The organism is Methylobacterium sp. J-048, assembly GCF_022829515.1.
Lineage (GTDB): Bacteria > Pseudomonadota > Alphaproteobacteria > Rhizobiales > Beijerinckiaceae > Methylobacterium.
On the sequence record NZ_JAKSYL010000232.1, the window covers coordinates 25,121 to 34,055 of the forward strand.

General features: G+C 67.2%; 8 protein-coding genes. 5 read left to right on the plus strand and 3 right to left on the minus strand.

The features are described from left to right. Positions 1-59: 59 nt before the first annotated feature. Together MKL09_RS23815 and rpoZ are read right to left on the minus strand one after the other, a co-directional pair. On the minus strand, positions 60-2,300 hold the full coding sequence (locus MKL09_RS23815) for a RelA/SpoT family protein (RefSeq protein ID WP_244024356.1): 2,241 nt from the start codon (positions 2,298-2,300) through the stop codon (positions 60-62). 216 nt (positions 2,301-2,516) lie between these two features. After that, entirely contained in the window at positions 2,517-2,927 is a 411-nt protein-coding gene (gene rpoZ, locus MKL09_RS23820; RefSeq protein WP_244024340.1) for a DNA-directed RNA polymerase subunit omega, read from the minus strand. A 293-nt stretch (positions 2,928-3,220) separates the two neighbouring features. Here rpoZ and fabD point away from each other — a divergent pair, with 293 nt between their 5' ends. The 5 genes from fabD (at position 3,221) to MKL09_RS23845 (ending at position 7,951) form a co-directional block, all read left to right on the plus strand. After that, positions 3,221-4,162 carry an ACP S-malonyltransferase gene (gene fabD / locus MKL09_RS23825; protein ID WP_244024342.1) on the plus strand — a complete coding sequence of 314 codons (942 nt, stop codon included), beginning with the start codon at positions 3,221-3,223 and terminating at the stop codon, positions 4,160-4,162. Positions 4,163-4,179: 17 nt separating this feature from the next. Continuing rightward, complete coding sequence (gene fabG, locus MKL09_RS23830; protein WP_244024344.1) at positions 4,180-4,917, plus strand: 3-oxoacyl-[acyl-carrier-protein] reductase; 738 nt, start codon at positions 4,180-4,182, stop codon at positions 4,915-4,917. A 279-nt stretch (positions 4,918-5,196) separates the two neighbouring features. After that, positions 5,197-5,436: an acyl carrier protein gene (locus MKL09_RS23835; RefSeq protein WP_007559070.1), complete on the plus strand. Its 240-nt coding sequence runs from the start codon at positions 5,197-5,199 to the stop codon at positions 5,434-5,436. A 134-nt stretch (positions 5,437-5,570) separates the two neighbouring features. Further along, positions 5,571-6,830 carry a beta-ketoacyl-ACP synthase II gene (gene fabF, locus MKL09_RS23840; RefSeq protein ID WP_244024346.1) on the plus strand — a complete coding sequence of 420 codons (1,260 nt, stop codon included), beginning with the start codon at positions 5,571-5,573 and terminating at the stop codon, positions 6,828-6,830. A 17-nt stretch (positions 6,831-6,847) separates the two neighbouring features. Beyond that, the gene (locus MKL09_RS23845) at positions 6,848-7,951 is read left to right on the plus strand and encodes a DUF4062 domain-containing protein (protein ID WP_244024348.1); all 1,104 of its coding nucleotides are present in this window, start codon (positions 6,848-6,850) and stop codon (positions 7,949-7,951) included. 29 nt (positions 7,952-7,980) lie between these two features. Here MKL09_RS23845 and MKL09_RS23850 read toward each other — a convergent pair whose 3' ends face one another. Beyond that, positions 7,981-8,694 carry a YidB family protein gene (locus MKL09_RS23850; protein WP_244024350.1) on the minus strand — a complete coding sequence of 238 codons (714 nt, stop codon included), beginning with the start codon at positions 8,692-8,694 and terminating at the stop codon, positions 7,981-7,983. Positions 8,695-8,935 lie beyond the last annotated feature (241 nt).

Here is an 8,935-nt window from a genome sequence, read left to right on the forward strand (position 1 = left end):
ATAGGCCGAGGTTGATCCTTAAAACCTGAGGTCCGCGCCTTCTCGGGCGCAGGATAATCTCAGCCGTTCACGCGTTCGACGCTGTTGACCGGGCGCTTGCCGCGCAGTTCCGCGATGATCGCCGTGAGGTGCTGGAGGTCCCAGACCGACAGGTCGATGGTGATGTCGGTGAAGTCCTGGGTGCGGCGCTTCATCGAGATGTTGTCGATGTTGCCGTCGTGGTCGGCGATCACCTGGGCGATCTGGGCGAACACGCCGGGCTCGTTGATCGACTTCAGCGCCAGCCGGGCCGGGAAGCGCTCGGTGCCGGAGGCCTCCGTGTCCCAGCGGACGTCGAGCCAGCGCTCGGGCTCGTTGTCGAAGGCCGCGAGCGCCGCCGACTGGATCGGGTAGACGGTGACGCCGACGCCGGGGGTCAGGATGCCGACGATCCGGTCGCCCGGGACCGCGCCGCCATTGGGCGCGAAGGTCACCGGCAGGTCGCCGGCGAGGCCCCGAATCGGGATCGCGTCGCTGCGGCCCTCGGATTTGCCGCCCTCGGTGGCCGGGAAGGTCAGCCGCATGGTCTGGTCGGCCGAGCGCACGAGGCGGCCGGCGCCGTTCAGCGCGCCCTGCGGCGTCGACGGCCGGCGCTCGTCACGATGGTCGGGATAGACCGCCCGGACCACGTCGCCGGAAAACATCTCGCCCCGCCCGACGGCGGCGAACACGTCCTCGGTGGTGGCGCGGGCCAGCCGCGGCAGGGCGCCGCGCAGCTTGTCCTCGGAAAACGTCTTGGCGGCGCGCTCGAAGGCGCGGTCCAGAATCTGGCGGCCGAGCCCGGCATATTGCCGGCGCACGGCGGTCCGGGTCGCCCGCCGGATCGCCGCCCGGGCCTTGCCGGTTACCACCAGGGATTCCCAGGCGGCCGGCGGCGAGGCGCCATCCGAGCGGCTGATCTCGACCTCGTCGCCGTTGGCGAGCTCATGCAGCAGCGGCGCCATCCGGCCGTTGATCTTGGCGCCCACCGCCGAGTTGCCGACATCGGTGTGCACCGCGTAGGCGAAGTCGATCGGCGTCGCGCCCCGCGGCAGGGCGATCAGCCGGCCCTTCGGGGTGAAGCAGAACACCTGGTCCTGGAACAGCTCCAGCTTGGTGTGCTCCAGGAACTCTTCCGGGCTGTCGCCCTCGGCGAGCAGCTCGATGGTCCGGCGCAGCCATTGGTAGGCGCCGCTCTCAGCCGCCAGCTTCGGATGCACGCTGCCCGGCTCCTTGGGCACGTCCTTGCCGAGTTCCTTGTAATGGGCGTGCGCGGCGATGCCGTATTCGGCGATGTCGTCCATGGCGCGGCTGCGGATCTGCAACTCGACGCGCTGGCTCTTCGGCCCGATCACCGTGGTGTGGATCGAGCGGTAATCGTTCTGCTTCGGTGTCGAGATGTAGTCCTTGTACCGGCCCGGGACCATCGGCCAGCTGGTGTGGACGATCCCGAGCGCCGCGTAGCAATCCTGGACCGTGTCCACGACCACGCGGAAGCCGAAAATGTCGGACAGCTGCTCGAACGCGACCGACTTGCGCTCCATCTTCGACCAGATCGAGAACGGCCGCTTCTGGCGGCCGCTGACCTCGGCGGTGATGCCCTGGGCGCCGAGTTTTTCGGTCAGCACCTGTGCGATGGTCTCGACCACCCGCTCGGACTTGGCGGTGAGCCGCGCCAGCCGCTGGGTGATGGTGGCGTAGACCTCCGGCTCGATGTTGCGGAAGGCCAGGTCCTCCAGCTCCTCGCGCAGCTCCTGCATGCCCATCCGGCCGGCGAGCGGCGCGTAGATGTCCAGGGTCTCCTGGGCGATGCGGTGGCGCTTGTCCTCGCGCATGTGATGGAGGGTGCGCATGTTGTGCAGGCGGTCGGCGAGCTTGACCAGCAGCACGCGCACGTCTGCCGCCACCGCGAGCAGCAGCTTGCGGAAGTTCTCGCCCTGCGCGGCCTGCTTGGACACGAGGTCGAGCCGCTTCAGCTTGGTCAGGCCGTCGACCAGCGCGCCGATCTCCGGCCCGAACAGGCGGCGGATCTCCTCCAGCGTCGCCTCGGTATCCTCCACGGTATCGTGCAGCACCGCGGCCACGATGGTGGCGTCGTCGAGATGCAGGTCGGTGAGGATCGCGGCGACTTCGAGCGGGTGCGCGAAGAACGGATCGCCCGAGGCGCGCTTCTGCGTGCCGTGCGCCTGCATGGCGTACACGTAGGCGCGGTTGAGCAGCGCCTCGTCGGCCGCCGGATTGTAGCGCTTGACCCGCTCGACGAGCTCGTACTGGCGCATCATCCGCCGGGACGTCGTCGGTTCCTGGGCGGGACGCGGGGTCGGGATCACGCCCGACTCTCCCGCAACCGGCGCGACGACGCCAGCCCCCGGCGGCGGAAAAGCGCCGGTTGCGGCGGTATCGCCCTCCGAACGCAAGAACCCGGCGTCTCCGCCGGGTCCGGTCTCGTTCAGGTCGTGATCATCCAGGCCCACGTCGCGTGGCTCGCTGTTCCGGGCTTACTCGCCCTCGTCGTCGGTCTCGACCGGCGGGGCCAGGTTGTCGAGGCCGCGCAGAAGGTCTTCCTCGCTCATGCGGTCGAACTGGACCGCCGCGTCGTCGCTGGAGGATTGCGGAGCGACCGCGGCGGCGGCCGGCGAGCTCGACAGCAGCGGCACGGTCTCGGCCTCCGGCTCATCGACCTCGACGTATTTCTGCATCGAGTGGATCAGCTGTTCCTTGAGGTCGTCGGCCGTGATCGTCGCGTCGCCGATCTCGCGCAGGGCCACGACCGGGTTCTTGTCGCGGTCGCGGTCGATGGTGAGCGGAGCGCCGGCGGCCAGCAGGCGCGCCCGGTGGCTCGCCAGCAGCACCAGCTCGAACCGGTTCTCGACCTTCTCGATGCAGTCTTCGACGGTGACGCGCGCCATGCGGGGCGGCTCCTCAGCTTAAGCGACGGGTGATGTCGGGTGTGGCGCCACTGTACACGGAATGCCGTTGTGCAACAAGCACAGCGGGTTGCGTCCGGCGCGCGTCTGGCGGGCGCGGGCGGCGGCGGCGACCACGCGGCGAGGCGGCGGCGAGGGAGCGGCGAGGCCGCGGATTGTGCGACGCATTGTTGACACAGGCTGCCTCGGGTGCGAGTGCGCGCCGCTTATTCCAGATGTTTCGGCCGGCAGGGGCGGCGTTCGCGCGCCGCACGGCGAGAGCGATCAGACAAGCCATGCGCGCACTCATCTTTCCCGGCCAGGGCAGCCAGGCGGTCGGCATGGCCAAGGGGCTCGCGGAAGACTTCCCGCAGGCGAAAGCCGTGCTCGACGAAGTCGACGACGCCCTGTCCCAGCCGCTCTCCCGGCTGATGTTCGAGGGGCCGGTGGAGGACCTGACCCTCACGGCCAACGCCCAGCCGGCCCTGATGGCGGCGAGCCTCGCGGTCCTGCGCGTGCTGGAGGCCGAGCGCGGCCTCGACCTCGCCCGGGACGTCGCCTGCGTGGCCGGGCATTCGCTCGGCGAATACGCGGCGCTCGCGGCCGCCGGCAGCCTGTCGGTGGCGGATGCCGCGCGGCTGCTGCGCCTGCGCGGCGAGGCCATGCAGGACGCGGTGGCGCCGGGCGTCGGCGCGATGGCGGCCCTGATCGGCACCGATGTCGAGGCGGCCCGGGCGATCGCCGAGGCGGCGGCTCTGGAATCCGACGGCGCGGTCTGCGATGTCGCCAACGACAATGGCGGCGGCCAGGTGGTGCTCTCGGGCGAGCGGGCGGCGGTCGAGCGCGCGGTCGGCATCGCCACGGACCGCGGGGTCAAGCGCGCCGTGATGCTCAACGTCTCGGCGCCGTTCCATTGCCGGCTCATGGCCCCCGCCGCCGACGCGATGGCCGCGGCTCTGGCCAGGGTCGACCTGAAAGCGCCCCGGGTGACGCTCTACGCCAATGTCATGGCCGCCCCGGTGACGGCGCCCGAGGCGATCCGGGCGGCCCTGGTCGAGCAGGTCACCGGCACGGTGCGCTGGCGCGAGAGCGTCGCCGCCATGGCGGGCGCGGGGGTCGACCGGTTCTACGAACTCGGCGCCGGCAAGGTGCTCACCGGCTTGGTCAAGCGCATCGCGCCCCAGGCGCGTGCCGCGGCGATCGGCACGCCCGCGGACGTGGCGGCCTTCGCGCTCTGATATAAAGGAACTCGCGCATGTTCGATCTCACCGGCCGCAAAGCCCTCGTGACCGGCGCCACCGGCGGCCTCGGCCAGGCGATCGCCCGGGCGCTGCACGCCCAGGGCGCCACCGTGGCGCTCTCGGGCACGAAGCCGGCGGCCCTGGAGGCCTTCGCGGCGGAGCTCGGCGAGCGGGCGAGCCCGGTGGCGGCCGACCTCTCCGACAAGGACTCGGTGGAGGGCCTGGTCCCGGCCGCCGAGGCGGCGATCGGTCCGCTGGACATCCTGGTCAACAATGCCGGCATCACCCGGGACAACCTGTTCATGCGGATGAAGGACGACGAGTGGGAGCAGGTGCTCGCCGTCAACCTCACCGCCGCCTTCCGGCTCTCGCGGGCGGCCGTGAAGGGCATGATGCGACGCCGCTCCGGGCGGATCGTCAATATCGGCTCGGTGGTGGGCGCCACCGGCAATCCCGGCCAGGGCAACTACGCCGCCGCCAAGGCCGGGCTCGTGGGCATGACCAAGGCGCTCGCCGCCGAGGTCGCCTCGCGCGGGATCACGGTCAACTGCATCGCGCCGGGCTTCATCAGCTCGCCGATGACCGACGCGCTCAACGACAAGCAGCGCGAGGGCATCCTGACCCGGGTGCCGGCCGGGCGGCTGGGCGAAGGCGCAGAGGTCGCCGCCGCCTGCATCTACCTGTCGTCCGCGGAGGCCGCCTACGTCACCGGCCACACCCTGCACGTGAACGGCGGCATGGCGATGTTCTAGGCCGGAATTCCCGTTCCGGCACGCGCGTGCCACACCGATGAAGGGAATCTGAACGGCTCTCGCCAGGGCGGGAACCCTGTGCTACCACGCCCCGCAGCCGTACAGGGGGTTGACGGTTCAGCGGGTTTTCAGTCCAAGGCCCCCCGGCGGGGTCGTCCCAGTTCACCTCGAAACACGCGCGATCGACACCGGCCCGCCAACAAGCCCGAAGGGGCGCGGCGCGGCCACGGCACCACCCCGAGACGACTGACAGACCAAAAGGACGAGGACGGAAGACCGATGAGCGATATCGCTGAGCGCGTGAAGAAGATCGTCGTCGAGCACCTGGGCGTCGAGCCCGAGAAGGTGGTCGAGAGCGCCAACTTCATCGACGACCTCGGTGCCGACAGCCTCGACACGGTCGAGCTGGTCATGGCCTTCGAGGAAGAATTCAACGTCGAGATCCCGGACGACGCCGCCGAGACCATCCAGACGGTCGGCGACGCGGTGAAGTTCCTGGAGAAGAACTCGGCCGCCTGAGGCGCCGGATTCGGTTTCACGCGGCGCGGGTGAGGCGAAGCAGCCCCCGCGCCGTTCTGCGTTTCGCGAGGCGCTCCGGCGGCGAGCCGGTCGGGGAGCGCGTCCAGAGACGGTTCTAAGACGGGACAGGTAGCATGCGGCGGGTGGTGGTCACGGGTCTGGGGATGGTCACGCCGCTCGGCAGCGGGGTGCAGCACACCTGGAGCCGGCTGATCGCGGGCGACAGCGGCGCCGGCCCGATCCGCGGCTTCGAATCCGCCGACCTGCCCTGCCGGGTCGCCGCGCAGGTCCCGTTCGGCGACGGCACCGACGGCACCTTCAACCCCGACGCGGTGATGGAGCCCAAGGAGCAGCGCAAGGTCGATCCGTTCATCGTCTACGCGATGGCGGCGGCCGACGAGGCCCTGAAGGACGCCAACTGGCACCCCAAGAGCCACGAGGACCAGTGCGCCACCGGCGTGCTGATCGGCTCCGGCATCGGCGGCATCGGCGGCATCTACGACGCCTCGGTCACCCTCCACGAGAAGGGTCCGCGCCGGATCTCGCCGTTCTTCATCCCGGGCCGGATCATCAACCTCGCCTCCGGCCAGGTCTCGATCGCCTACGGCCTCAAGGGCCCGAACAACGCCGTGGTCACGGCCTGCTCCACCGGCGCCCACGCCATCGGCGACGCGAGCCGGCTGGTGGCGCTCGGCGACGCCGACGTGATGGTGGCGGGCGGGGCCGAATCGCCGGTCAACCGCCTGTCGATCGCCGGCTTCTCGGCCTGCCGGGCGCTGACCACCGGCTTCAACGACACCCCGGAAAAGGCCTCCCGCCCCTACGACCGCGACCGCGACGGCTTCCTCATGGGCGAAGGCGCCGGCATCGTCGTGCTCGAGGAGTACGAGCACGCCAAGGCCCGCGGCGCCAAGATCTACGCCGAGGTGGTCGGCTACGGCCTCTCGGGCGACGCCTACCACATCACCTCCCCGTCCCCGGACGGCGACGGCGCCTTCCGCTGCATGAGCGCCGCGGTGAAGCGCGCCGGCATTTCCCCGGCCGAGATCGGCTACATCAACGCCCACGGCACCTCGACGCCGATGGGCGACGAGCTGGAGCTGAAGGCCGTGGAGCGTCTGCTGGGCGATGCCGCCGCCCAGGCGACCATGTCCTCCACCAAGAGCTCGGTCGGCCACCTGCTCGGCGCCGCCGGCTCGGTCGAGGCGATTTTTTCGATTTTGGTCCTGCGCGACGGCGTGATCCCGCCGACGCTCAACCTCGACAACCCCTCGGTCCAGACCAAGATCGACCTCGTGCCGTTCGAGGCGAAGCGCAAGCAGGTGGACGTGGTGCTGTCGAATTCGTTTGGATTTGGCGGGACGAATGCCAGCTTGGTGATGCGGCGGGTTTGACGTATAAAGTTCGCTCGATGATTGAGAAGCGTTACCAAGTATTTGTGAGTTCTACTTTCAGAGATCTAATCGAAGAAAGGCAGGAAGTCACTCAGGCATTGCTTGAACTCGACTGTATACCTGCTGGAATGGAATTGTTCCCTGCAGCGAATGATGATCAGTGGACATTGATTAAAAAAGTTATTGATGACTGTGATTATTATTTGGTTATCATAGCAGGAAAATATGGTTCGATAGGTCCCGATGCCATCAGCTATACAGAGATGGAATATCGATATGCGATCGATAGGAAGAAACCGATTATCGCATTTCTCCACAAAAACATAAACAAACTGCCCGCCGATAAATTTGAGACTGATGCAGATCTGCGTAGAAAGCTTGAGGATTTCCGAAGTTTAGCACAAAAGAAGCTAGTTCGCTTCTGGGAAAACCCATCCGAGCTTGGATCAGTGGTTAGCCGCAGTTTAATTCAACTGATCAAAAATAATCCCGCTATCGGATGGGTACGTGGAAATAATGTCACTGATGAATCTTCCGCTCAAGAAATATTGAGACTTAGAAAAGAAATAGATCGTTTAGTTAATGAAAACAAAGAAAGTTATTTTAATTCATCTGAGCATCGTCAAGATTTATCCCAAGGCGAAGAGGAAGTATCTCTGCGCTGCGTAGTTTCATTTCGTGGCAAAGATGACGCATATTATAATAAGAGTCGTATCGGCTGGCGCTTCCAGATGACATGGAATGCTATCATCGCAGCCGTGACGCCGTCGATGATTGATGAAGCTAACGAAAGTACCATAAAAAATCGCTTAGAAGATGCAATTAATGAAGACCAGATACAAAAAGTTAAAGACCATGAATATTTCGAGGGGGGAGCGAATTTTTCGTTCGATCTTGACGTAAAATCATTCGAGACTTGTATCGTTCAACTGGTGGCTCTCAGCATTATTTCTAAAAGCAATCGAAGCCGGAGCCTCAAAGACAAGCAAACTTATTGGGAACTTACTTCGCACGGCGAGAAGCTGATGTACACACTTCGCGCTATACGAAGCAGTTCAACGATGCATACTACAGCTGGTGACGACACAGACGAGGATTACGTTACGTTGAGCAACGATTAGTTATTAGCGTTCTATATTCGATAGATTGGTCACCACCCCCTCCTCTCCTCCGCCCCCGGCACCCGCCCCTGGGGCGTGAGCGCGTGCACCACCTCTGGCAGCGCCTGGGCGAGTTGCGACAGCAGCGCCTCGCGGTCCAGGCCGGTCTGGCTCTGGAGAGTGTCGAGCGTGTCGGGGCCGAGCGCCTGGGCGAGCTGGGCCGGGGCCACCGGGCGGTTGCTGCCGTGGCCGATCCAGGATTCGATCACGTCGCCGAGGCCCCCCTGGCGGAACCGGTCGACCAGGCCGTCGAGGCCGCCGAGATCGCCCGCGCCCGGATCGGTCTGACGCTCGGGGGCGGCGCGGCTCGGGGCCGGGCCCGACTCGCCCGGGCCGTCGAGCATGCCGGACAGGTCCGAGAAATCGCCGGGCGGCAGGGACGGGTCCGAGGGGCCGGCCTCGCGGCGCTGGCCGGACTGGTCCCAGCCGCCGATGTCGCCCGGGTCGCCGCGCCCGCCGGCATCGGCCGGGTGCTGGCCCGGATCGCGCCCGTAGGGGCCGGCGCCGCCGGACCGGTCGGCCTCGGGCCCCGGCTCGCTCCCGCGTCCCTGCCCAAAGATGTCGCCGAAGCCGCCGCTCGCGCCCTTGGTCAGCAGCAGCATCAGCAGGGCCTTCACCAGGGGCGACATCCCCCCGGATCCCTGCTTCTGGCCGCCGAACACCTGACCGAGCACGCCGCCGATCGCCGATTCGAGCAAACCCATGCGCCTTCCTCCGGGGCGGAATCCGCCCGGGCTGACAACGGTGTCGGAGGGGTGGGGGTTGCAGCGGGTCGTCGGAGAGGTCCGGTGTGCATCTTCCGCGCCCGGCGGGGTCAGCAGCGGCCGTCATCGCCGGCTATGGCGCGGGTCCCCTCGCCCGTGCGGGCTTGCCGACGCACGCATTGGCTATGCAGACTACACGGGAGGCGCCGCGGCTTTCCCTCCCCCCCCCTGCGGGGGAGGG